Genomic DNA, 24,263 nt, shown 5'->3' with positions numbered 1-24,263 from the left:
TCATCTCGCCTTTCGTTATTGGAATGTGACTATTCGTGTTCTTTGGCTTGCAAAGCCGCGGCAGCTTCCTGCTTGGCTTCGGCCGCTGCTTTGATCTGGGCAATGTAATCTTGCTTCTGATGGTAGTACCCAAGAATAAATATGCCTTGTTGATGTAAATCGAAGCGTGCAGGAAAACCGTCTATTCCTTGCATAATGTCAACCATTTCACGATCGCGCAATTCTCCGTAACGGGCTTTGCTCATATGATGCTGTGCCAGTTTGATTAAAATTGGAAATACAGCACCGGGATTCGATGAGGCAGAGCTGAAGTAGCGGTCTTTAATGGTAGCATTCAGCTTTCCCGAAGCCGCGGCTTCTTGCTGAGCTTTCTCCAGCACGGCGAACAATCGTCCCAGGCGATAGGCGGGTTTCTGATTTTCGGTCTTATCCAAGCTCAACGGTAACTCCTCCTTGACATTGTCGTTAACGCTCCGATTGTAGCGGTTAAGATAGGCTTTCACAATGGAAACACGCAATTGCGTGATGAGACCGTCAGCACGTATCCGGTTTATTATCATCATAAAGATTGAACGCGGATAGGCCGTCCCTTGAAGGACGGAACGAAGCAGTTCTCCGCTAAGACGCTTGGGCGGTTCTTCGCCGACCTTCTTGCCATCTTTACCGACACGCATCGTTTCTGTCACAATTCGATAAATGGACTGGTTATCTTTGTAGCCACTGCCTGGCTCGGGTAAAGCCATGTCATAAGCATGCTGAGCAAGCTTCCGAACCAAATCTCCGAAGCTTCCTTGCCAGAAGAAGCGCACGGCCAACCGGGCGTTGTTCGGCGATAACCCCAGAATGTAGAACTGGGTATCGCCGTATGGGACATTCTTGCCTGGAATCGATTCTGGATCAAACTGTACGCCATGACGTACGCGATCAAGCAAATCATTGAGCTGCGCTGTCGTCTGCGTTTCTTCTTTGTGCGTCTGGCTGGAATGGATATACTTGCTAATAAAAGGGCTGACCTGTTCTTCCACGAGCCTGGAGTCCGCCCAATAGACAACTGTCATATCACCGATTAGCGTTCGATTGCTGTCCGAAGCAAGCATATGATTCAGCGCAGTCGTATAGCCGAACACTGCCGTCTTGCTGATAGGAGAATTGTAGCTTTGTTCCTTGTCATAGGAGTCTGCCGAACGGAAGTTGACCGATACGAGAGAAGCTCCGGCCGATTGAGCGCCGCGAACACCTCTGATCTTGTCGTGCGTTCTGGCGATGGAAACGTTCGCCTCGCCCGTCAACAAACATTGGCCATCGAACTCGGAAGTGCTGTCCAGCCGTTCCCGATAATGAATCCAGGCTGCCTGAACGGCTACCGACTCATGAATAGGGACTCTATCAAGTGCAAAAATGACATTTGTATCGATGCCTTTATCCAAATCTTCCATATGTGCTTTAAGCAGTGGATGATCGCGTACGAGAGACGCATCCCACTGTTCATAGAACAGCAGCATTGCGCGGGCTGCGTCATCGTACACATTCGCTAATATGTCCAAGGCTTGTGCCTTGGCTGCCTCGTATTTTTTTCGCGCGTCCGAACGTTTTTTTAACGTATCGGCTTCTTTCGGCATAATCGGATAATGGCCAAACGCGTATTCAGCCTTGTCCGACAGAAAGTAGGGTACAATGCCGCTCGAACGGCTAGGCTGTTCGGGAACGATAGATCTTACCGGCCTCTTCTTCTTGCCGGTTTCATCTCGCATATCCAGGAATGACTGCAAGCTTCCATCCTTCGCCAAGTCGCACATATAGGTGACTTTACCCAAGCTGAAATAGAGCGGGCTAACTTCCGAGTCTGGATCGGCCAGCAAGTCCAAATATCGCTGATGAAGCGCTTGAATGATCATCGCTCGTCACACCCTTTCGGTTAACGGTGGCACATGGACAATACCTTGACACAGGGTAGCACGAAAAAATTTCGGGCTCATGTTGTTCATAAAGTCGATGTCATGAAGCATCCAGCCCAGCTCCTTATCCGGCTTGTCTGCATAGAAATTGACAGGCATTTCATCAGAGGGCTCGATTAACTTAAAGTGGGCAGCAAATTCTCGGCACCCCAGATAAGGACGATGGAAGCATTGGCCTAGTCGGGCGCGACGCAAAAAAATGTTGTAGTGCTTCTCGGGGGAGTCTTCGCTGCCTGCAGCATCTGTCATATCAAAGTGCGCATCAATGAGATAAGCAGGTTGTTTCAACATAAGCGTCGCCCGTTGTTGCCGCTCTTCATTCACGACTTGAGCGAGCGTTAAAGTTTTCCCGTTCATCGCGCTTTTAATGGCTGATGTCGAAATTTTGTTCTCGATCTCGTTGCGCCGTATGTTCTCGAAGCGAATTTCATTTAAGACATGAATGCGATCGACAACCCATCGAATAGCAGGTTTCCAATGAATCGCTTCCAGCAAGCCCCGTGCCGCCGATGGCGTCATTACATCGTAACTGACCCGTTCGACTTTCATTTCAGGACGGGTGAAACAGGCGTAGTCGCCGTAAACATAAAGTCTGATTCCGTAGCCCACCGCACTTGCCCTCCTAATTGATCGTTTTTCTAACGATTGCATGATACAGAAGTAAGTGGAACTATGATATAATTGTAAGAGCTTTGAAGAATAGAAGAGAAGTGTTGCCGCACTTCCCTTCCGGTACATTTTCTTTGATGCGTGTGAACAACAACGTGCAGATCAGGTCATCTTCTTCGCTAAGCAGAAGATGGCCTGTGTTTGTAGGACACGTAGAAGACGAACGACAGCAGCGCAATAATAAACGATAACAACGAAAGAAGAAATGAACCGAATACAAGCATCAAGTACGTACTTTCAAATGTAGTCATGTGTACCCCCTTCGGAAAATTTTACCTTTTTTATAACTGCAAGTAGATTCTAGCACAATTCTACAGACCTTATCAATATTTTATTATAATTTTATAAGATAGATTGCAATCTACTGAAATTTTATAATATAGACTGTAATCTACTGAACTGATCATGCAATAAAAATGACACCTTCAAAAAAGAAAAGTGTCATTTTTATAAGAATAGAAAGCAACCTACTATTTCAATCCACGCCCAGAGGGCTACCAAGACAACTACTATTCTATGGACTGTTGGACAGCTTCGTCAAGTCTTAATTCCTCATCAGCATAATGCTTGTCGGAAAATGGACGGATGCCAATGTCCCCCTGATACCATTGATCCAGGTGCTGAAGCACAAACACATTATCTCGAAATTCTTGTACAATTCCGTCTCTCCGGAAGGCTTCGAATTCGTTAGGATACAATTGAACGACGTATGGCTGAAGATTGCGCAGAATGCGGAACAGGGAATTCGTTTGTTGCAACTGCTCCAATTGCTGCCGGGCATACGCGTCATACTCGACAAGAACCGGCATGGCAGTCGTATCGACGAGCCGGAATCGTTGTGCCACCTTTTTAAACGGAAATGCCAGCTTAGCTGCATCCCGATTTAACATCGCCATAATTTGATGCTTGTCTGTTTTGTCCTCGGAGGTTCGTCCGAATGACTGATAGCTGTACAGCATACTGAAGTAATGTCGCATGGCTTCCAGGGAAAATGAATCATTGCCGTATCTGCCAATCACTTCCTTGGCGATATCGGCACTTGTGCCTAGCCATCTGTTCTTGTTCAGCACCAGTCTTTCAAATACATATACAATGGAATCTTCAATGGCACCTTCATTATTCCGATTGCATCGCCCGGCTGCTTGCGCGATCGAATCCAGACCGGCAAGATCGCGATAGACGACGGGAAGATCGACATCGACGCCGCATTCAATGAGCTGGGTGCTGATCAGAATGCAGGGCAGCTTGCAAAAAAGTCGTCTCCGAATTCTCCTCAGCCTATGCTCCCGATGCTTGGCGCACATTCGAGCGCTAAGATGGAAGACAGCTTTACAATCGTCGATGCTTGCCAGCACCTTCCTATACAATACTCTTGCCGCTTGTCGGGTATTGACAACACACATCGCCTGGCGATGCCCGGTCAATCGATTCACTAGCTCATCGTCGTCCACATGACCCAGCATTAGCGGACGCACTCGTCGGAATTGTTCGAAGCGCTTGGGCAAGTTACTTACCAGTTCTTTGATCGGTAAGGGGGGCAGGCATGGCTTCTCCTTGAGATGTATGAACTTTCGACGTTCAAACAGATCTGCCATGTTCGGCTGAGTCGCCGTAGAGAATACAACCGTAGCATCATAATTTCTAACCAATTCCTCGAGCGCATACAATGACGGCTTGAAGAAATGCCCGTTCATCATTTGGGCTTCGTCCAGCACGATAACACTGTTAGCCAGATTGTGGAGCTTGCGGCAACGTGAACGCGTGTTTCCGAACAATGATTCAAAGAACTGTACGTTCGTTGTGACGACGACAGGAACATCCCAATTCTCGGTTGCTAGCGTAAGCTTCTTCTTCGCTTTCCGGGCTTCGTCCATATGCTCCCAATCGTCATTGGATGATTCGTGCCGAATGTTGGAATGATGCTCCAGCACTTGATCGGCTCCCAAGGCATCACGGTAGATCTGTGCGTTTTGTTCAATTATGCTCGTGTACGGAATAACGAAAATAATTCGGCGCAACCCACAATGAATGGCGTGGCGCAATGCAAATCCGAGCGAAATGAGCGTTTTGCCACTGCCTGTCGGCAACGTGAGAGTATACAACCCTCTCTCGCTCTCGCCCCCACGGGACAGGCATTCCGCCAACAACTCCGAACGAACGAGATCGATCTCATACTTGGGAGCGGCAAATTTATCTGAAATGTACGTTTCAAAACGTTCCAGTAGCAGCGGCATAGATGCAGGCCGCCCCCTCTGATCAGAGTGTGCGTGGTTGGCGTATCTCTCCGCATCCAGGGAGTCGGCATCGACGACACACGAGAACAGCATGCGAATAAACATGGAAAGCCACATGCCTACATCGAAGCCGGGGCTCAGAGAAAGAGGGATCGGTTCGCCAGTAGCATGAGGCATATGCAATTCCAGCGATTCTCTGTACGGGGGGATTTTGTTTTTAACAAGTCTTCTTGCCAGCACTCCCTCATCAAGAGAAGCTGTCGTTTCGAAATCGGCCAATCCCGCATGATGACCGGCAATCACATAGGCCGCAATATGTGCGATAGCATCTTTCCCCCATTGCTCGTATACATATTGGGCGCCGGCGGTGGAATGATCGACCCTAATGGAAGCGCCGCCAAGTCTCTGCTGGAATGCTTCGGTGAATTTCCCCGCATCATGCAGTTGACCCAGTAGTTTTCCCCACTTCTCTGCCTTGAAATGTGATGCAAATTGGGCGGCATCCTTGCCAACATTGCGCAAGTGAGTTTGTAGAAACTGCCATTCTCTTTTATTCACTGACTCCGTTCGACGGGCGTAGTAAACACTGTATATCGTTTCACCATCTGTTTCGATTTCACGCCGCAACGCCGAATTGTCCAGCTCCTCCATATTAATAATATGGAGTTTGTTCAACCCTGCCGCTTCCCTTAATCGCTTGTGAATGGGCAAAGGGATATGCTTGCCGTACAGAGCCAGGCCGATATCGACATCCTCCTGATGACCTCCCTGCACTCGCACTTCGAACAACATAGCGCTTTTAACGGAAAACTCACTGGAACATACAGCGTACAGTGCTTCAAGAACCGCTTCGGGCAACCGTGACAGCATGTTTGACCTCCTCAGCCAAAACCGATTTCAGTTGCTAATTTACTTTACCCTCTTGACTTTACCTTGAATCTCCCTACCAGTTTCCTTCTTCCTATACGCAACATTCGTCTCATGTTACTGGTTCGTCTACACTTAGTTGGACAATAAAAATAAGGACTTGCATAATAGACCTATCATGCGAAAAAGCAGAACTCTACAATGCCAAAACAACAACGACATAATCTTGACCCCACATTCCCGAGCATCCGAAAATACGGTTTCTAGTGTTTTCCTGAAAGTTAATGTAGTGAGTACCATAGACTCAACCTCGCTTTTTATCGAGTATAGATATCTTGTAACTCAAAGTTACTATCAGAAAAATTTCGCCGTCACTTATGATAAGGTTCACCGTAACATCTATAGGACGAAAATTAACGGGTATCCCAGCAGGATACCCATAATATATATAATATAGTTCCCTTAATTATTATAGATAGCGTATATGATTTGCAAAACCATCTACAGTAGTAGAAAGTTTCTTAATGCTGTTAGTAAATACTTTGAATTGCTTCCTTTCCTTTATCCGTCAATTTATAATAAGGCCTGTTTTTATTGTCTGAGTCTTCCTCTCTTGTCATAAGGCATCTTTCGATTAGTCCCTTTGCTATTCTTGCAACAGATTGGTAAGTGGTATCCAATTCTTGGCCTACTTCTAATGGATAAGGTTTTATCCCAGAATTAGAAGTAAAAAGCCCCACCACATGCAAGATATCTAACTCTTCTTTATAGTAGGTTGCTTTATTAAGATTTTCTTTCACCAGATTTTTCAATTCTTGGTTGTATTTTACTTCACAACTTTTGTGGCCACATCCCATACACATCATATGGAATTTTTCTATACTAGCTAATTCAGTAATATCATATTCAGCATCACAATTTTTGCAAATTATTTTTTTGTTTGATGATAGTGCTTGTATAATTAAGCTACTAAAATCAAATCTCCTCTGTTGGTAATACTTCGTATATTTTGTGTTTCTTTCGGGACGACCGTATAATATCTTTTTATTAAGACATAACCCATAATCTAGTGAATATATTATTGCGTCTGGATTTTGACCCTCTTTTGCACCTTTTTGAGCTAGAATACTGACTTTGTGTACTAGTCCATTTAATTCAATTGAGTCCAAAAATGCAGATAAATTCGTTGCTACCTGAAAATGACTCGAGTAAGCATATTCCAATCCCTTGAAATGTGTATTATCTGTTTTTGGTAATTCAGCCTTTAATTCTAACGATCTATCACACAGAGCTTCAAGTAAATGATATTGACTGTAACTATCAATTTTTTCTTCATAAACACCAAGACTTTTGTACTCTTTTTCAAAATAAGTTTTAGTTATTTTTTTATATACCTGTTCTATTGCTTCAAAAAGTATTCCCTTGTTGATTTTCTTATCATAAACAATCGCATTGTCATAACAGAAACTTAAAATATGTCCAAGTGTCCTCGGAATGTTGTTAGTTGCCTCATATAATAATAAGCAATATTCATCTATTTGAGCATCCTTATAGTCAAAGAAATTATCTAACGATGATTTACAAAAGTAGGCTATTCTATTTTCAAGCAGCCGCATAATATAGTCGCTAGATTTTTTCTCTAAATTTACATAGTGCCTTCCATACAGCTCGAACGCATCAATTGATTGTTGGTCAAATTTACCCGCTTCTAATTCCCCAAAAGAGATCCTTCCTGGATAAGCAGCTATCTTTAAGATCAGCTCTTCTCTTGCTGATCCATAAATGGGATTTATAATTGTTTGGAAAAAAATATCCATATCCTCTGATGATAATTCAGAAAAATCATCAATAAAAATAAACAATCTACTTCTTCCAGTTACTTTCAACAACTCTTTTATATCATTTATAATTTCTGCAACATCAAATAGACGTGCAAACACATTTACTGTTTCACTTTCTTCACCTTTACTCTTTTCTTTAGTTGTAGTTAATTTAGAATAAAGTTTCATCATTATTTCTTTTATCCCAAAGCTAGCTTCACTTTTAACCTCTGATGAAGTCAAATCTTTTTTGCTTTCACTTATTTTACTCTTTTGAATAGAGACACTATTAATCTTAAATAACGTAGGATTATCAATTTTCTCTTTTATTGAACTAATTAACTGTTCTATCTTGTTGTCTCTAAATTTTTGTTGAATCCGTTCAAAAAAACCTTGATCTTCCTTCTTCAGATCTTCAACAATACTTTTAAATAATTCATTTATAAACTGTCGAATCAGAAATAATCTTTCTAATTGAGCAGAGTCGAAAACTTCCTGAAGCTGCGGAAGTTTTATTGTACTATTTTTACTCTTCATATCGTCAACGATTGATTTAGCATTAATATATGCTGATAAGTTCTGTTTTTTTATGGAGATATCATACTGAGCTCTAGCGAATAAAGTTGACTTCCCGGTCCCTTTTCTGCCTAATAAAATAAATGTATTATTGGAAAGTAACTTCCTTAAAGTCCCATCATTTGGGAGTAGATCAACATAAAGTTCCTTTACAATATCCTTACCCTCTTGTTGTTCATCAAGTGCTAATTTATTTGAGGTGATTCTTTTATACAGTCTTAAAGTTTCAAATACTTTAATGAAACCTTCTTTCTCTACATCAGTAAACATATTGGCCTCCTAAAAATACTTAAGTATAGAATACTGATTCGACATTTTAAGGGAATATCCTCCAAATTTCGCCCTACTTATGATACGGTTCCCCCCGATTTATCTTCACCGCCCGATAAACCTGCTCCGTCAGCACCAGCCGCATGAGCTGATGCGGCAGCGTTATCCTTCCAAAGCTCATTCTCTGCTGTGAGCGGCGAATAACCTCAGCAGACAGCCCGTGGCTCCCCCCAATCACAAACACCACATGACTCGTCCCATAGGTTCCGAGCTGGTCCAGCTCCCTGGCAAGCTCCTCCGAGCTCCATAGCTTCCCGTCGATAGCTAGCGCAATCACATGCGCCTCACCCTTAATCTGTGCTAGAATGCGTTCACCCTCACGCGCTTTAACCTGCAAGACCTCTGCATCGCTCAGAGAGTCAGGCGCTTTCTCATCAGCCACCTCAATAATCTCAAATTTGAGGTAAGGCTTGAGCCTTTTCGCATACTCCGCAATGCCGTCAATCAGGTATTTTTCTTTAAGCTTGCCTACACCAATAATCTGAATTAACATATAACCCTCCGTTGTTGCTTCATTACATTTCAAATAACCAAATACTTACCTTGTCTTATTCAATCCTCTATCTGTAATGGACTTTTCAGTCAATTCCATAACCTAAAAACAAGTTAATAATCAGCAAACTAACTCTCGTACTTCTAATCCAGCTCAAACCACCAGTCCAAACCCAACTCTACATGCTCCCTACCCGATCTCCTCCGCCGTCTCCGCCAACCGTGCCAAAATCCTTCTCTTCCGATACAACATACGCGCGGCTTCGCCTACATCCTCCAGCGCCTTACGATTCGTATAAGCTCCAAACACCATCCCAGCCACCGGAATCATTTGCATCAGCTTCTTCCAGCCAAAGTTATCCCGATAGACCGTAATCACCTCGCGCCAGCCCTGAATCTTCGATACAGCGTTATTTGCACCTTCCATAATGTCGCCACTGCCTCCGGCCTGAAGGTTCAACTCCTGCAAAACAGCCTGTTTGCCCACGATATCCGAGGAAGCGAACTGCATCACCTTGACTGTGAAAATCCGCTCCGTCTTGTCAGTCGGGTCATACCCGTAGCACAGGCCGATCTCCTGAATAACCTTCAGGGACAAGCCCAAAATAGCAGGAATATCAGCCGCCAGCGTAAACACACCGCCAAACCCGGTTGTCGCCCCCTGAACCGTCGCAGTATCCCGTCCACTATTAATGAGCTGAAGCGCCGCTTCATCCATGGTAGCCACACTATATGGCCCCTGCTCCAAACCGCCAGCCTTCCGGCTCATGGAAGCCACAAGGTTCTTGACTTTGTTCCCCGCAACCAGATAGTTGCCTCCGTTCTGGATATAGCTGCCGAGCTCGTCCAGCAGCAAGCCCATTTTGTCATGAATAATCTTGGGCATAAGCTTATCTATAAGCTTGAATGGCAGACGGGACAAACGATCCCAGATCATCAGCTTGTTCTGCTCTTTTTCCCATGCAGTGACCTCGGTAAGCGCAGCATGAAGTTGCTCTGATGTCTCCAATGGTACGGATTCATGGTGGGGTTGGGGCATGGAAGAACCTCCTATATTATGTATGGGGCCTCAACAGCCCTCATTTATTTCCTTTTTCCTTAGTGTACCACAAGACCATAGCAAATAAATGAGTCCGTGCCGCGGCTAATAAGCCATATTGGCAAGGATGCATATTTATCCTTACTAACCGTTTCTAAAGCAGCCCTTGCAGTCAATAATTGCTCTTATCGAATGTATCCCTAAACTGCACAATTGCTCGCTTAATCTCCCTTTCCCGCCATTCGGCGGTACTCATTGAGCTGCTTATCCAGCTCTTGAGACTTCAACAGGACTACTGCTGAAGTGATTCCACATCTATCCGCCAAATCGTTTAACTCACCGCGCAGCAATTCGATTCTCTCCTGTATATCCGTCTTGCTCAAGCACTTAGCCATTCCTTTCTTAAGGCAACGCTGACTAATCTTCTGCTTTGTCTTCTGCCAGATATTTAGCTCTTTTCAAGGTTCTCTGTTTTGGGGAAGTGACTCTAAGTCGCAAAAAGAGCCACAATCTCCTCATACCATGCGCTTAAAAGCTCAATCCCAAAGCTTAATAAAATCCATTAGTCTAATTTTGAATCAGACGCATCCTTCTTTTCTTCTCTTTGCCGTTGCTTCGTAACCTTACGGTTGAAAAGATATAGCGAAAAAAAGCTTAAAGCAGCCAGGATTAGAAAAGCAGCACGATCGGCAGGAGACATTTTGAGCATAATTTCATAAAACATATTCTGACCCTCCTAAATGCAAAAATCATTAGTGCAAATAATAAAATTGCAGACTCTAAGGATGAGGTCTAAGATGAATGTTTTCAGTAATTCTCCGCCAAACTCTTAGGCGGTATTGCATGAGATTTAATGATATGGAAATTATATAACATATTAACTCAGGAGTTAAGTTATTTATTAATATTCTTAACTTATGATACTCTCCAAGCTTATGACACCGGTAGTTTACACTTTTTATAGGAAGAAAGAGGTGAACGGCCAACGTGAGTCATCTTGCAAAAGTTATTGGGGAACAAGTACGGCACTACCGCACCTTGAAGGGCTGGACACAGGAACAGCTGGCGGAAGTATTGGATTCGCAAGGACCTTATATTAGCCGCGTCGAGCGCGGTGAACAGAACTTACAACTTCAAACGTTAGAAAAGATAGCTGACGCCTTACATATCAGTGTATTTGCCTTATTTCGTGATCCCCTTGAGTCATTGAATCAAGATGACTGGATATGGCGGACCATTATGCTTCTGAAAGAACAGGATATTCAAGATCAGGAACGTGCCTTCCGTGTATTGCGTGAGGTGTTCAACAAACAATAGGGAAGCTGTATTATTCGTTTTTGGGCATGGCTTTGCTGCTTACCCCTGCTTCCCCTATCTGAGCATACATCCTTACATGTAACATTCAAGTATGCCGATGAGCAGCACAAATTCCGGGATTTCCTTTATTGAAGTTTGTTAAATACAAAAATATCCCCACAGCCCGGCACTTTTTTCTAAGTGTCCAGTCTATGGGGACCAATTTAATGTAGGCGGGCACGGCTGCATCATCGTTCCTGAAGCAGGTGACAATGTCCGCTGCCCCAGCAACGTTGGGTTGAACTGGGAACTACTCATCACCAAAGTCATTACACTTTAGAGGGGCAAAATTGTCCTCCTCTACCCAATGTGAATACTCCCCGCTTCTCCACAAAAGTTTCGCCTTCACTTCTGATACAGTTCAGCTTAACGGGCCTATTCGCCAAAAATCCGCCGCGGCGCTTAATCTCCCCCTTCGTAGCTCTCATTCCCCAAGTGCCGAATGACTTCATTTTTCTTTTTCATCGTTAATCCGCTTACTCTGCCGGACCCATGCCCTAAACGTCTTAGCCTTAACCACGCATCTTCCATTATGGAATGTTAAAAATATTATTATTTTTCATTCCCGTTCACTTCTTCCACCTTGAGCTTGTTCATAGTATCGGGTCAAATTTACTAAGAACATATATGACATAAGATGACATATTCAAATGCTATGATGAACAGGCAAAAAACTGCCCTGCGTATTGCGGCAGAGCAGTCCTATAACTGGGGAAGAGATTAACCCGCTTGTTTTTCTTTTGTGTTTTTTCTTAGAAAGACAGCTACAAACACGGCAATGATCGAAATTACGAAGCCCAGCATGAACGTATCACTGTAGCCTGCGACAGATGCTGTTAATTGTTCAGTTACAGTATCAGGATTCGATGACTCCGCCAAATGGATACGGGAGCGTGCGGACATGGTCGCGATGAACAACGCGGAACCAATCGCTCCGGAAACTTGCTGCAGCGTACTGAAAATAGCAGATCCATGCGCATAATATTCAGGCGTAATCTGATTCAGCCCATAGGTTTGGACGGGAACCAGAACGAGCGCCACACCCAGCATTAATAGACAATGCGTTAAGATAATTTGCATGCCCGTTGACTCCAATGTGAATCCGGTAAAGAGATACATGGCAATGCAGACGATCAACAAGCCCGGAATAATAATGACTCTGGCGCCAAATCGATCGAATAGTTTGCCTGTAACCGGCGACATTAGCCCATTAACCACACTTCCGGGCAGCATAATAAGTCCTGATTGAAATGCAGTGACGAGCATCACGCCTTGCAAAAACATAGGCAATAAAGTGATGGTTGCGAACATCGCCATCATAACAACAATCAATAGAACAATTGAGAGAGAGAACAACGGAAACCGGAAGGTGCGCAATTCCAATATCGGGTTTGGAATACGCAGTTGCCGTACTGTGAATACAATTAAGGCCAGGCTGCCTATAATAATCGATCCATACACTTGCGGATCTGACCAGCCTTCATTTCCCGAAGCGCTGAATCCATATACAATACCGCCGAAGCCTAATGTCGACAAAATAATGGACAGCACATCCACCTTGGGCTTTGTGATCGTGGTTACATTTACAAGATAGGCATAACCGACGAGGATGGAAATGATAGTAATGGGAATAGTGGTATAGAACAACCAGCGCCAATTCATTGCATCAATAATAATGCCTGAAAGTGTGGGTCCGATAGCTGGGGCAAATGTAAATATTAAAAAGAGTACCCCCATAACCGTGCCCCGTTTTTCTGGAGGGTAAATATTTAACAACGTATTCATCAGCAGCGGGATGATGAGTCCCGTACCAATGGCCTGAATTACCCGTCCGGCTAATAGCACCATAAAAGTGGGTGCCGTTGCAGCGATGATGGTACCTATTAAAAAGGTAATCATGGCAATGGAAAAAAGCTGTCTTGTAGTAACCCATTGCTGAATGAGAGCCGTTACGGGAATGAGCGCGCCGACAATGAGCAGGTAAGCCGCGGTTAGCCACTGTATAGTGGTGGCGCCGACCTGAAACTCCTTCATCAGCACAGGCAGGGCATTGCCCAGCAACGTCTCGTTTAATGTCGCCACAAATGCTCCCATCATGAGGGAGACCATAATCGGCATTCGCTTCACTTTCTGTAAATCCAAATCCATGTAAATGCCTTCCTTTCATACAAATGAGGTTAAGTAATGAAGCCGATTCCCATTATAAAGGCCATTTGGGCTGCAAAATATCTTCAATACACCTGCTTTGTATAGTTAGAAGACAGTATCAAATAAATGTCTGAGAAAATGAACGGAATAAAGGGGGGAATAGGGATGGATCTCAGAAAACGCCGCTCCATGCAATGGTTATGGAAAGCTTTTTTTGATCTAATGACAGAGGAAAAGATGAGATTCTCAAAAATTACTGTAGATCAAATTTGCGAAAAAGCAATGGTCCATCGTTCCACGTTCTATAAGCACTTTGATGATAAATTTAGGTTGCTGGAGTACGGGCTGAATCAACTGATGGAGCAATATTGGGATATTCCATTAGAAAAAAGGATTTTAAAGCCCTTTTACTGGTCCCATGAATTTTTTGAAGGTTCGGAGTCTCACAAGTTAGTTCGAGCGCAGCATGGTGATGAGCTTTTCTTTGATTGCATGACAGCTTACTCCATGCGGATATTGAAAAGAGACTCATTAACGTTCTTCCAACATTCCAAAACGACCGATATCCCCCATGACTTGTTAGCCGAATTTCATGTTTCCGCGATGGTTGCTTTAAGCGAATGGTGGCGTAAAAACCCGGATCGGGTGAGCGTAGCCCAGATGGATCAATATTTTCATAGATTGGTGAATGAGAATGCCTACTATAAGGACTATTTCAATCTGCAAACTAATTCCCGTTAATCTCTTTGAGATTCTATCCCTCAAACTGTCACCCATCGTATTCCACCCCCGAATGCATTGTCGGTCAATTTGGGGATAAATGTTCGGAATATCATGATCATGATTTCCCACTCCCAACACAAAAGCCCAAACCATGTAAGTTTGGGCTTTCCCTCGTATCAACTTATCAGTTCAATTTCCATAAAATTGTATTTATTCCTCCGATTGAAACAAGTCAAATTGATTACCGTACAAATCTTCAAAACCGACTCCTCTACCCCCTGGAACAGTTGCTGGTTTTCCGTGAAATGCGACACCGCGTTCTTTCATTTCTTTGTAGTCTCTTTCAATATCGTCTGTTTCAAACATGACCAGGACTTGATCAGCGCTCTGTTTGCCTATCAAAGCTATCTGAGCTGGTGTGTCCGCCTTTACCAGTTCGAACAAGGTCTCATTTTCCTCTCTCGGAGCGACCGTCACATATCGAGATCCCGGTCCAAATTCCATATCCGAGCAAACCACAAAACCGAGTCTTTCCGTATAAAATTGTTTGGCTTCCTGCTGATCTTTCACTAGAATTGTAAACTGGGCTGCTTTAACAATCATGTCTTCATTCCCTTCCTTCTTTAATAATTTGACATCGGACGCCATGATTAAATTATACATAACTCAGAAGGAATCGAATTCTTATCAATTGCGAACCTCAGATTATTACGAGCTGAGGGGATCGAACCCTGACCTCATTACTGCCAGCAATGAGGCTCCTGACAAAGTATAGAGCATCTTGAGTAAATTCTTAATCATTTCCTCAGAACCAACCCTATTAGACACTCACAGATAACGTATACTGCCGCCACTGGTAACCTGCCTGGACAATAGCGCTGCCTGGACATCTTAATAATCCAGCAGACGTCCATTATCATTCCATTGGCCGTACATTTTATTTTCTTTCGTGTTGGTTATGAATTTGTCCAATCTGCTATTAAATAATTCCGGCTGATTCTTATTGCTTTGGATCGTATCGATTCGAACTCTCTTATAAAGATCCGGAAATGCCATGAAATTCTCATATACTTGCCTTTCCTCTTTGAGCCTTTCTTCTATAACTCCATCTATGCTGAATGAAGCCGGATCCATATCAGGAAGAACCATTCTGCCAGCGTCTCTCATGAACCCCAACTTTTCGAGGCGGCGGACACGTTCTTTATTCAATTCCGTCCATGAGCTTTTTTTGCTTCGAGGGGACAGTCTCTGAGCCAGCTCCGTTTCAGATATTTTCTTCTTCACGCCATCGATCCATCCAAAGCACAAAGCTTCCTCGACCGCGTCCAAATATAAGAGCGTATCCGATTTGGGCGTCATACTGACCAAGACCCAACAAGCTTTTTCAGTCTTGCTATTGTCCTGTAGCCAAAACCTCAACTCTTCTCTCGATTTTGCGGGAATTAAATGATCCATTTCCATATGTAAAGTAATTTCCTTTCATAGTTATCATATATCCGTTAATTCATGCTTTCTTTCTCAACACGTGAACTGGAAGTTGCTGCTTTTATTAGAATCTGTACGAAAGCAAGCGGCAAAAGCATAATACTGCTCCAAATAAGCTGCTTGCCGAAGACATTCTTTCCTGAACAGGCATTGAAGGCACCCAGACCAGTATGCCTATAAAGGCCATGACGCTCACAATAGCTCCAAACAGGAAAGCAGCTTCCAGCGAAATTTTGGTGGAGAGATAGGATGTAATCGGCACGCCAAAAGCGAATCCAACGATTACTCCGGCCATAACCCGGGTGACCGCTTTGCCGCGCTTTTCGGGAGGAGAAAGACTGGCAGCAGCCGCAATCGCAATCGAAAAAAAGACAGGATGAAAAAACGCGGGAATAATCTGGAAAGCCAGCATAACGTCGAACCTGGTAATATAAGCATACACCAAATTAGAAATGGCAAACATCAGGATAGAGGAAAGCAAGATTGTTTTTCGATTCATGCCGGAAGCGGGTAAAGTCAAAAGGCACCCAAAGCGGATGCCTTTTTTATTTGTAATTTTGCATCAAGTCCGCTTGAATTTATTCATAACTATGCAGCATCCCTTTTATTTTGTAAATCTACATAAATATACATAATTGCATAGGTTGACATGCAACTGGGGAATCTATATTATAGACTATATTAATCGTCGATTGAATGGGTCGACAATATACGTTTGGAGGAAATATACATGACTAAGGTACTTATCATCAATGCACACCCGGATTTTGATTCTAAAACATCTGCTAGTTTGGATGTGTTTCATTTTTTTCTCAAAGCATACAAAGAGAAGCATTCCAATGACGAGGTTATTGAACAAATTAATCTATACGACGACGAAGTACCCTTGTTAGATAAAAATGTTTTTAGCGCATGGTCGAAACGTGGGGAAGCAAAAGAATTAACTAGCCAAGAAAAAAAAGTAACAGATCGCATGAGTGAGTTATTAAAACAATTCAAGAGTGCTAATAAGTACGTCATCGTATTTCCGATGCATAACTTTAATATTCCCTCAAAACTAAAAGACTATTTGGATAATGTTTTGATTGCAAGGGAAACGTTTAGATATATTGGTACCCCGATGAGTGATGGAAGAGCATCCGTCGGACTTCTCGATGATGGAAGAAGCGTAGTTGCAATTCAAGCCAGTGGATCCATTTACACCAATAATGACTTTTATACCGAACTGGAGTATTCGATCAAATATTTGAAGTCCATGTTTGATTTGATGGGAATCGAAGATTTTGAAACCATTCGAATACAAGGAACAGCATTCCTGGACAGAAAGGAAGTCGTACAAAAAGCATATAAAGAAGCTGAAGAGCAAGCTTCAAAATTAGCAGCTAAATAAGAACGTATTTTGCCAGCCGGTCTGTTTGATCGGCTGGTTTCAATTCAATTGGATACGGTTCTCTGCTTAGTCATGCGCCACTCCGTAAAAAACTTGCCGTTACTTATCAGCTAATGTCGCTATCAGCAAAATTAACAAAAGAGTTGACGACGTCAACTCCTTTGTTTTCATTCCATCTGACCAGTGCAGTGTCATTTTCCGGCCTTTTTACCCACTGGAATACTCTGGGCAAAACGAAACACATTATGAGGATCGTACTTTCGTTTTACCTGCTTCAATCTGCCAAAGTTCACGCCGTAATATGCCTTAGGCCAGTTCTTAATCTGTAAATCGGGAAAATTCACATAATCCCCATGAACAAAGGGGCGTAACGCCTTGCGGAACCTTTTTACCCACTGAATATTCCGCTCCTGCTCCCTCTTGTTTCTCCAGCGGGCTGACAGTTCGTAGATGGTCTCAGCCTTCCGATGAGGATAGGCCGTTGCAGTAGGCGACACCCGACTCACCGCGCTTCCAGCACCGCCTAAACTTTGACTCCACACGCTGGAATGCCTGTTGGGTGCTTTGGATAAAAAGTCACGTATAATTCGTACTCCTTCAGGCGGCAAAGGCCGGAACCCGTAGGCACCGGTTATTTTAAACTTCGGTTCCAAATTTAGGTCTGATTCGGCAAAAAACTTGGTGGCTTCAATAAAGGGCACTGTCTTCACCATTACCTTAACCGGAGCACCTGCCCGCAAGAGCGGTCTAATCAATCGACGCAACTCCTTTTCACCGCCAAGCAATTGCCCGGTAGATACAATGGTCCCCACCTGCTTGGCAGCCACCTCAATTGTTGAGGTTAAGCGGTTTGTGACAGACGGGGCCCAGCTCTGCCAAGCCGGCAACACCTTCTGAAGATCAGCCCATTTCCACGTAATACTGTAGATCGAAACCGATGAAATCGGTCTAACCCGAAATGTATATTCTGTAGCAACACCAAAGTTCCCTCCCCCTCCGCCGCGTGAAGCCCACAGCAGATCGGAATGTTTCTTCCTGTTTGCCACAATCGTCTTTGCCCCATACCGCCCCGAAGCTACGACCATCTTCACTTGTTTCAAGTTATCGCACGTAAGTCCGTATTTGCGGGAAAGAAGTCCAATGCCGCCTCCCAGGGTAAGCCCGGCAACGCCTACGTCGGGCGCAGTCCCCGCCGGAATTGCCACACGCTTATCCCACAGTTTTTTGTATACACGGGCAAGCGGATTTCCCGTTTGTACAATAGCCACTCTACTTTTTCGATCAACCTTGACCTTATTCATCTCGCTCACATCGATAATAATACCGCCATTTACAGCCGAAAAACCTTCATAGCTGTGCCGCCCGCTGCGCACTCGCAGCCTTACGCCCCGCTCACGAGCCCATTTGACTGCATGGATTACATCCTGAGTTCGTTTGCAAAAAACAATGACCTTGGGAAATTTGGAAAAACGCCTGTTGAACTCCATTCTGGCCGTATTGTATGACGGATTGCCGGGAATTACGATTCGTCCGGTTAATTGAGTACTTGTCTTTTTCAACTTTTGTGCCATCTGCTTTACACCATCCCTGCGCATGACCTAAGCCTTTCTCATCAGCTTATTTCTATGTAGGGACACCTGTCCTGGTAACGGTAAACGCCCAGTTTGCAGCGTGATATGTTTTCTAAACGTGTGAGCGGAGTAAACAAGGAACTGGATACCAAACTTAACGCAGATCAAAACCGGAACTGGAGCTTCGAGGGGACAGCCTGATCGTGTATCCTGCGAGCTTGTACGGTCCTTGATGACAAACTTTAATAGCCTAATACGTCATTCTCCGTTCCAGTCAGTTGCTTATCCAACTCTTGAGACTTCAATAGAACTACATCTGAGTTGGCCCAAAGTTATCTGCCAAATCGTTTAACTCGCCGCGCAATAGCTCAATTCTCTCCTGTAATTGCTCAAGCGCCTAAAAAGCTCCGTTCAGAAGCATAAATAAACTCCTTTAATCTAATTTTGAATCAGACTCATCCTTCTTTTCTTCTCTTTGCCGTTGCTTCGTAACCTTACGGTTGAAAAGATATAGCGCAAAAAAGCTTAAAGCAGCCAGCACTAGAAAAGCAGCACTATCGGCAGGAGACATTTTGAGCAAAATTTCATAGAACATTGTTTGACCCCCCCTAGTATTCAAAAGACATTAATTTTTTAGTAAAAAATATCTCGTTACAAGAAAGTCTAAACTAGAAGATTAACCCCATATCCCAAGGGAAAGAGCTACACAATTAGAATGCTTGGCACAGAATCTTGTATTAGAGCAACTTATCATTATAGATTTATCGAATCAATCCTACTTATGGTAAATATGGATTTTATATAATTATATCTCATAAAAATTATTGCGACAATTATTTCAATAAAATAGTCGCAATAGACCTCTACTGCCCCTACAGTCCTTCGTCTAAACTTCTCTATAAGAGAGGTTGTGGTAATAGACTTATGGCAACATTTACGGAGCTTATTGGTGCAAAAATCCGATTACATCGAATCGCAAAAAATTGGACTCAAGAACAGCTCGCTGAGTTAAGCAATACTACCGCTTCTTATATCGGACAACTTGAACGCGGAGAGAAAGACATTCGAATTAGCACAATGGAAAAAGTCGCACTTGCATTGGACATGAACATATATGAGTTGTTCCATGACGAACAAGAGGCCTTTCTTGAGAAACAAAAATGGGTCTGGGAAAGCATTTTACTTCTGTTAAAACACCCTGAACATAAGCAACATCAAGCTTACCGTATTTTGCGTGAACTGCTGGAGCCCAGCAAATTAGACTAGTCATAAACAAGATTTGCAAGCAACCCCCGGTTTACCCTTGACCTAATATGTTTACTAGCAACCGACCTTCATTAACTCACACATCTATCAATATTTACGTAAAAGCAAAATAAGGTAGGCTTTCATCATATGAAAGCCTACCTTTTCTATTTCCCAAGCTATATTTCAATTCTACTTCCCCACAATCTTACAGCTGTATCTTAATGCCTCCCTTGTCAATAAACCTAGTGCCGAATTGTCACATGACGCTTTTATAATGGCTGAATATCATGGGTGACGAAATGCAACTTGTTGGCGTGACAACTCCTTTGCCATACTGGGCTCAGCCGATTGTTAAGAGGCAAATCTAATGCTTAAGGAGACATCATCATGAAGAAATGGATTCGCACGAATCTCGCAGTTCTACTATTAACTGCTACCGTCACTACCGCTTGTACGGGACCCGGAGGCGCACCCAATGCCCCGCAAGCCCCCGCACCAATTGCATCTGAGGAAGCCAGTCTGGAGGGGCCGCGGGATGCCAAGGAACTGGAGACCTTTGCAGATGGCATCTTTGCGGACGCGATGAAGAAGTTTAATACGGTAGGTTCTAATTTTGCGGTGGTATCGAATGGGAAGGTGCTGTTGAACAAGGGTTACGGATATGCCGACAAGGAAAAGAAAATTCCGGTAGACAGCAGCACCGTTTTCCAAATTGGTTCTGTGACGAAGCAGTTCACGGCATTGGCAGCTATGCAACTGGTCGATAAGGGAAAGATTGATTTGCATCACGATATCCAGGAGTATTTGGGAGGGTTGAAGGTTCCGAATACAACCGGGAAAAAACTGACGATGTATGATCTGCTTACGTATACAAGCGGCTTTGACAAGCCGGATGTCCTCTCGGAATCAAAACCGGAATATGTGAATCAATATTTCCCGATGAAGGACTCTGTCGAATCGAATATGCCGACTGTTGTCAGGCCTCCGGGGGAAGCGTACACCTACGATAATTTTGGGTTCACACTGGCGGGGTACGCAGTTGGGGAAGTAACGGACATGTCATTCGCCCAGTATATGGAGGAAAATATTTTCAAGCCGTTAGGCATGAACTCGACGAATGTGCGGTTTACCCCCGAACTGCTCAGCAGAATGGCTGCCCACTATGGGCCAAAAGGCGAGCTGATCGCCCTGGAGGGATTCAAACCAACCGATCGGCCTAGCGGCGGCATGGTCTCAACCGCAGATGACATGGTGAAATACCTTATGATGCATCTCAACAAAGGGACGTATGAAGGCAAAGAAATCTTAAGTCCCAAGAGCATCGGGCAAATGCACACCTACCAGGTGTTCCCTGATAAAGAGTTCCCTGTCACAACCATCGGGTTTGAAGGCTACTTCAAAGAGAAGATGAATGGCCACCATGTGGTTCTCAAAGGGGGAAATGTGACCGGACATTCTTCCCTGATTGTTATTCTGCCAGAGAAAAATACAGCGTTCTACATGTCCTACAATAACGACTCCATGATGAGTCTCGACGTGTATGAGGCATTTATGAATCATTATTATCCGAGAACAGCAGAGGCTCCGCAACCAGCCTACTCGGCAATCAGTGAGCAGGAGTCCAAGGACTACGCGGGATTGTACCAGAACACGCGTCTTGGTTCCATAAGGACCCATGTTTCCTATTCAGACGGAAAATTAGTAATGGAGACAGGAGATCTGGGCAAGAGTACGCTGAAAATGATCCACCCTTTACTTTTTGAGGATGAATCCGGCAATAAAGTAGCCTTTCAAAAAAATGCAGCCGGCCAAATCACCTATTTCTATTACATGCAGCTTCCGCACTACGTTGGTTATGCACAAAAAGTAGATATGAATGCGCCATTCACTGATGTACCGGCGGACAGCAAGTATGCGTCCTATATTGATAATCTTCATGCTTTGAAGGTCATGAACGGAAAGTCGGCCACCCTCTTCGATCCGGAAGGAACGATGACGCAAGATGAATTCTCGGAATTGCTGCTGCGTGCCCATGGCTGGCATACCATGCCTTATACGGTTGAACCGAATAAGAAGCAGATGATGTCCGGATTGCCTGATTATCAGCCTGATTCTCCTGTCACCAGACAGATGGCGGCCGTAATGATCCAAAACCTGAGGCAAGCTGAGCCTGGAGCCAAGGTTCCATTGAGTGGCGAAACGGACGCCTGGGCAGTCGAAGCGGTCACAACCCTTGTATCCCAAGGCATCATGGACCCGGATACCAAGATCAATACGGACGGCTCCCTCAACTTCCGGTCCAAGCAGCTGCTGAAGCGCCAGGAAGCGAGTGCCTTATTGGATCTGGCATTTGATTACTACACATTGCCAATTCGTCAAGAACTCAAACCATAATTCTGAAAAAGTAAAAAACAGCCTTTAAAAATACAAATGGCGGGTGTCCGATTATACGAAGCAGAATCACTTCGGAAATCGGCATCCGCCATTATGATAAATAACTAGGAGGTTATTCCAGAAGCCCGGCCTCCCTGGCTTTTAACACCGCTTCCTCCCGGTTGCGGACCCCAAGCTTCATATAAGCCGATGACGCATAATTTCGAACCGTGCCATCGGATAAATACAATTTGGAGGCAATGCTTTTATATCGCAGCCCTTTGGACACGAACTGTAAAATTTCAAGCTCCCGCGGTGTTAACTCATAGGCCGATGACGCTTTGATTAGCGAAGGATCATCCCCGCTATTGTCCGCTTCCAACTGGGCAAACAATTTATGCGACATGCCCTGGTCGATCAGCGTACCCCCGCGGTAGACGGTGCGTATCGTTTCAGCAAGCTCTAACGGCTGCATGGATTTCAACAAGTATCCATCCGCCCCGCTTCGCATCGCCTCCAGAGCCTGCCTGGTATCCTCGAACGTGGTGAGGATCAGAATACGGATGTGAGGCCACGTTTCTTTTATCGTACGGGACGCGGAGATTCCATCCACATTTGGCATGTCCAAATCCATAAGCACCAGCTGCGGCTGAACCTGCCTGCACAGCTCAATCGCTTGCTCCCCATCCTCTGCCGTCCCGACAACCTGCAAATCGTGCTGCTCCTCCAGCAGAGTCCGCAGGCTATCACGGATAAAGGGCTGGTCATCGACGACCAGCAGGCGGATGACTTCATCCTTAAGCTCTGTTTGCCTTGGCAGCGTACAGGTAACGAGTGTGCCTTCTCCCGGCTCCGTATAGACGGCCACATGGCCTTGCAAATTCATCGCCCGCTCCTTCATGGCGCTTAGGCCAAAGCCCTCCCGCCCATGATCCATCCCGCGGCCGTTATCTTGAATTTCCAGCCTTGTCTGCTGAGGCTCAAATTGCACGGAAACTTTAATCTCTGTCGAGTGTCCATGACGCACGGCATTCGTCAACGATTCTTGCAGGCAGCGGTACAGCGCTGTCTTCGCTTGCTTTGTTACAGGGTATTCCTCCCCGTAGGCATGGAAACGAACCGTCACCTTGGCATGCTCCTGAAACTCCTCCGCCAGCTTTCTCAAAGACTGAAGCAGCGGGAGCGCCTCATGCGGCGATTCGATTTGATGCACGTAGCCTCTGACCTCCTCTATATTTTGACGGGCCAGGTTCAAAAGGGAATCAAGCCTTTCCGTTCCTGTATCCGTTGCCAGCTCAGGACGTAACATTTCCAATCCCATAATGAGCGAAGTATAGGCATGACCGACGGTATCATGAAGCTCCTTGGACAGCCGGTTCCGTTCTTCGGCAAGCGTGATGCGCTCGATTTGGGACAGGTACTGCTCCAGCACCGCGTTTTGCTCGCGGATAATTTCGCCTTGGCGATGATTGAGCGCGAACAGATGAAAGGAGAATCCGAAGACATACGCCATCCCGATGTGGACGGCCATGACCCAGTATTCGCTCTGCTCTGTAAGCAGCCTGATCATGGCGGGCATGAGCAATATGGATACTGGCGCTGACCAGAGATAGGCCCTTTTTGCGCTGTGGGCAGCAATGAAAAAGGCATACAGCAGGAATGAGAAATAGGCTTGCGGAAAAAATGAAGCCAAATACAAGCACAACCCGCCCGAGATCACGATTTCGGTAAGCAGGTAGTATTTATAATGGAGCTGCAAGCAAAGCCATGGAACGGAAAATGCAATCAGCTGCCACAACACAAGGACCCAAACCGGCAGTGTGAAATATTCTTGCAGCCCGATAGTCGTAAACAGGAGAGAAATGCTGCATATCAGGCGGATTATGAACATGAGCCAGTCGTACCAGTACCATTGCTTGACCATATCGAACAATACCATCAACCCCTAAAAACCTTAAGTATGACATTACGTAACTAGTATTGAGTA

The 24,263-nt window shown here is 44.6% G+C and carries 20 protein-coding genes and 1 pseudogene; 5 read left to right on the top strand and 16 right to left on the bottom strand.

Annotation, left to right across the window (positions count from 1 at the left end):
- Positions 1-29 precede the first annotated feature (29 nt).
- From cas8c to H583_RS36965, 9 genes are all read right to left on the bottom strand, one after another.
- Complete coding sequence (gene cas8c / locus H583_RS34750; RefSeq protein WP_051237221.1) at positions 30-1,895, bottom strand: type I-C CRISPR-associated protein Cas8c/Csd1; 1,866 nt, start codon at positions 1,893-1,895, stop codon at positions 30-32.
- 6 nt (positions 1,896-1,901) lie between these two features.
- A complete protein-coding gene (cas5c, locus tag H583_RS0129555; RefSeq protein WP_028563640.1) occupies positions 1,902-2,564 on the bottom strand; it encodes a type I-C CRISPR-associated protein Cas5c in 663 nt (220 codons plus the stop codon).
- Between the two features lie 179 nt (positions 2,565-2,743).
- On the bottom strand, positions 2,744-2,875 hold the full coding sequence (locus H583_RS37750; RefSeq protein ID WP_245586028.1) for a putative holin-like toxin: 132 nt from the start codon (positions 2,873-2,875) through the stop codon (positions 2,744-2,746).
- A 258-nt stretch (positions 2,876-3,133) separates the two neighbouring features.
- Complete coding sequence (locus H583_RS34745; protein WP_051237217.1) at positions 3,134-5,728, bottom strand: CRISPR-associated helicase/endonuclease Cas3; 2,595 nt, start codon at positions 5,726-5,728, stop codon at positions 3,134-3,136.
- Between the two features lie 527 nt (positions 5,729-6,255).
- Positions 6,256-8,391 (bottom strand): helix-turn-helix domain-containing protein, encoded by a 2,136-nt coding sequence (locus H583_RS34740; protein ID WP_036711504.1) that lies wholly within the window; start codon positions 8,389-8,391, stop codon positions 6,256-6,258.
- Between the two features lie 73 nt (positions 8,392-8,464).
- Positions 8,465-8,944 carry a 23S rRNA (pseudouridine(1915)-N(3))-methyltransferase RlmH gene (gene rlmH / locus H583_RS0129540; protein ID WP_028563639.1) on the bottom strand — a complete coding sequence of 160 codons (480 nt, stop codon included), beginning with the start codon at positions 8,942-8,944 and terminating at the stop codon, positions 8,465-8,467.
- 189 nt (positions 8,945-9,133) lie between these two features.
- Complete coding sequence (locus H583_RS0129535) at positions 9,134-9,982, bottom strand: EcsC family protein (RefSeq protein ID WP_028563638.1); 849 nt, start codon at positions 9,980-9,982, stop codon at positions 9,134-9,136.
- Between the two features lie 221 nt (positions 9,983-10,203).
- On the bottom strand, positions 10,204-10,365 hold the full coding sequence (locus H583_RS36370) for an aspartyl-phosphate phosphatase Spo0E family protein (protein WP_245586027.1): 162 nt from the start codon (positions 10,363-10,365) through the stop codon (positions 10,204-10,206).
- 179 nt (positions 10,366-10,544) lie between these two features.
- Positions 10,545-10,706: a hypothetical protein gene (locus tag H583_RS36965; RefSeq protein WP_154666031.1), complete on the bottom strand. Its 162-nt coding sequence runs from the start codon at positions 10,704-10,706 to the stop codon at positions 10,545-10,547.
- A gap of 263 nt (positions 10,707-10,969) precedes the next feature.
- Between H583_RS36965 and H583_RS0129520 the strand changes: the two genes are divergently transcribed.
- A complete protein-coding gene (locus tag H583_RS0129520; RefSeq protein WP_028563637.1) occupies positions 10,970-11,299 on the top strand; it encodes a helix-turn-helix domain-containing protein in 330 nt (109 codons plus the stop codon).
- 759 nt (positions 11,300-12,058) lie between these two features.
- On the opposite strand, the gene H583_RS0129515 is transcribed toward H583_RS0129520, so the two are convergent.
- Positions 12,059-13,486 carry an MDR family MFS transporter gene (locus H583_RS0129515; protein WP_036711502.1) on the bottom strand — a complete coding sequence of 476 codons (1,428 nt, stop codon included), beginning with the start codon at positions 13,484-13,486 and terminating at the stop codon, positions 12,059-12,061.
- A 165-nt stretch (positions 13,487-13,651) separates the two neighbouring features.
- Here H583_RS0129515 and H583_RS34735 point away from each other — a divergent pair, with 165 nt between their 5' ends.
- Complete coding sequence (locus H583_RS34735) at positions 13,652-14,227, top strand: TetR/AcrR family transcriptional regulator (RefSeq protein WP_051237216.1); 576 nt, start codon at positions 13,652-13,654, stop codon at positions 14,225-14,227.
- A 192-nt stretch (positions 14,228-14,419) separates the two neighbouring features.
- Here the strand turns inward: H583_RS34735 and H583_RS0129505 are convergent, their stop codons facing one another.
- The 3 genes and pseudogenes from H583_RS0129505 to H583_RS34730 form a co-directional block, all read right to left on the bottom strand.
- The gene (locus tag H583_RS0129505) at positions 14,420-14,812 is read right to left on the bottom strand and encodes a VOC family protein (protein WP_028563635.1); all 393 of its coding nucleotides are present in this window, start codon (positions 14,810-14,812) and stop codon (positions 14,420-14,422) included.
- A 288-nt stretch (positions 14,813-15,100) separates the two neighbouring features.
- Complete coding sequence (locus tag H583_RS0129500; protein ID WP_028563634.1) at positions 15,101-15,670, bottom strand: YdeI/OmpD-associated family protein; 570 nt, start codon at positions 15,668-15,670, stop codon at positions 15,101-15,103.
- Between the two features lie 136 nt (positions 15,671-15,806).
- Positions 15,807-16,223: pseudogene (locus tag H583_RS34730) on the bottom strand (MFS transporter); the annotation flags it as partial.
- 201 nt (positions 16,224-16,424) lie between these two features.
- Here H583_RS34730 and H583_RS0129490 point away from each other — a divergent pair.
- Entirely contained in the window at positions 16,425-17,084 is a 660-nt protein-coding gene (locus tag H583_RS0129490) for an FMN-dependent NADH-azoreductase (RefSeq protein WP_028563632.1), read from the top strand.
- A gap of 191 nt (positions 17,085-17,275) precedes the next feature.
- On the opposite strand, the gene H583_RS0129485 is transcribed toward H583_RS0129490, so the two are convergent.
- Complete coding sequence (locus H583_RS0129485) at positions 17,276-18,655, bottom strand: FAD-binding oxidoreductase (RefSeq protein WP_028563631.1); 1,380 nt, start codon at positions 18,653-18,655, stop codon at positions 17,276-17,278.
- Positions 18,656-19,088: 433 nt separating this feature from the next.
- Complete coding sequence (locus H583_RS36960; protein WP_154666029.1) at positions 19,089-19,250, bottom strand: hypothetical protein; 162 nt, start codon at positions 19,248-19,250, stop codon at positions 19,089-19,091.
- A 329-nt stretch (positions 19,251-19,579) separates the two neighbouring features.
- Here H583_RS36960 and H583_RS0129475 point away from each other — a divergent pair, with 329 nt between their 5' ends.
- Both H583_RS0129475 and H583_RS0129470 read left to right on the top strand, forming a co-directional pair.
- Complete coding sequence (locus H583_RS0129475; RefSeq protein ID WP_028563630.1) at positions 19,580-19,921, top strand: helix-turn-helix domain-containing protein; 342 nt, start codon at positions 19,580-19,582, stop codon at positions 19,919-19,921.
- 369 nt (positions 19,922-20,290) lie between these two features.
- Positions 20,291-22,297 carry a serine hydrolase domain-containing protein gene (locus H583_RS0129470; RefSeq protein ID WP_028563629.1) on the top strand — a complete coding sequence of 669 codons (2,007 nt, stop codon included), beginning with the start codon at positions 20,291-20,293 and terminating at the stop codon, positions 22,295-22,297.
- 112 nt (positions 22,298-22,409) lie between these two features.
- On the opposite strand, the gene H583_RS0129465 is transcribed toward H583_RS0129470, so the two are convergent.
- Positions 22,410-24,200, bottom strand: a complete 1,791-nt coding sequence (locus tag H583_RS0129465) for a helix-turn-helix transcriptional regulator (protein ID WP_028563628.1) — start codon at positions 24,198-24,200, stop codon at positions 22,410-22,412.
- Positions 24,201-24,263 lie beyond the last annotated feature (63 nt).

The sequence above is a fragment of the Paenibacillus pinihumi DSM 23905 = JCM 16419 genome (genome assembly GCF_000422505.1).
GTDB classification, from domain to species: domain Bacteria; phylum Bacillota; class Bacilli; order Paenibacillales; family Paenibacillaceae; genus Paenibacillus_D; species Paenibacillus_D pinihumi.
The sequence above is the reverse complement of the archived record's forward strand: the minus strand, read 5'-3'. Positions and strand labels throughout refer to the sequence as shown.